General features: G+C 56.3%; 1 protein-coding gene and 1 pseudogene. One reads left to right on the top strand and one right to left on the bottom strand.

Annotation, left to right across the window (positions count from 1 at the left end):
• Positions 1 to 271 (bottom strand): annotated as a pseudogene (locus H6B10_RS14730) (serine dehydratase subunit alpha family protein); the annotation flags it as partial.
• Positions 272 to 660: 389 nt separating this feature from the next.
• Between H6B10_RS14730 and H6B10_RS14725 the strand changes: the two are divergent.
• The coding region (locus H6B10_RS14725) for a CAT RNA binding domain-containing protein (RefSeq protein WP_204652280.1) at positions 661 to 858 on the top strand (198 nt) is incomplete at its 3' end.

Here is an 858-nt window from a genome sequence, read left to right as displayed (position 1 = left end):
GACGGCGGTGGGCATCGCCGCCGCACACCCCCAGCAGGGCGGCAATTTCAATACCGCGGCGCCCGCCGGAGTTGGGGACGGTGACGCCTTTTACATTCTTTACAATGTTGCCGCTGCAGGCCAGCAGCAGTTTGTCGGGTTCCCGGCCCAGCACTTTGCGGGCCATTGCCCCCGCGTAGGCGATGGCAATGGGTTCGGTACAGCCCATGGCGGTGATCAGCTCGCTGCGCAGCAGTTCGCCGTAGGTTTTGTATCCTTCTTCATTCAGCATAAGGCAAGACTCCGTTTGGTTGGGTTTCCTGGGCCGGAATGTACCGGCGTTACTATTATAAAGATAAATCATCCGGAAGAATTTGTCCAGCAGTGGAAAAAACGGGTGCACTGCCCGGCGGCAGGCACTTTGCCAAACTGCCCAAACTCATGCCCGGAATTTGAGCACTCTGCCGAAAACGCGCCCCGGCGGCAGAAAAGCGGTTGACTTCCCTGCGGACACGTGTTATTATTTTCACAGATAAGCAAGCGGCCCAAAAAGGGGCCTGTTGGATTGTTACCGGTAATGCGGGCTAGACCAACTCCGTTAAGACCTTCTTTCTGCAGGAATGGTATTTGATGGGGCTGGTTATTTTTTTGCCCGGATACAATGGGGAAAGGGGGAACAGGATGCGCATCAAAAAGGTCATCAACAACAACATTTTGTGTGTGATCGACGAAAAAGGCAACGAGATGATCGTGACCGGCCGCGGGCTGGGCTTTGGCCGCAAGGTGGCGCAGTTCGTGGACCCCGCCCAGGTGGAAAAGGTCTACCGCATGGAGGATAAATCCGGCCAGCGGCGGCTGCGGGAACTGGTGGAACAGATC

It is taken from the genome of Gemmiger formicilis (genome assembly GCF_016901605.1).
GTDB lineage: Bacteria > Bacillota > Clostridia > Oscillospirales > Ruminococcaceae > Gemmiger > Gemmiger formicilis_B.
The sequence above is the reverse complement of the archived record's forward strand: the minus strand, read 5'-3'. Positions and strand labels throughout refer to the sequence as shown.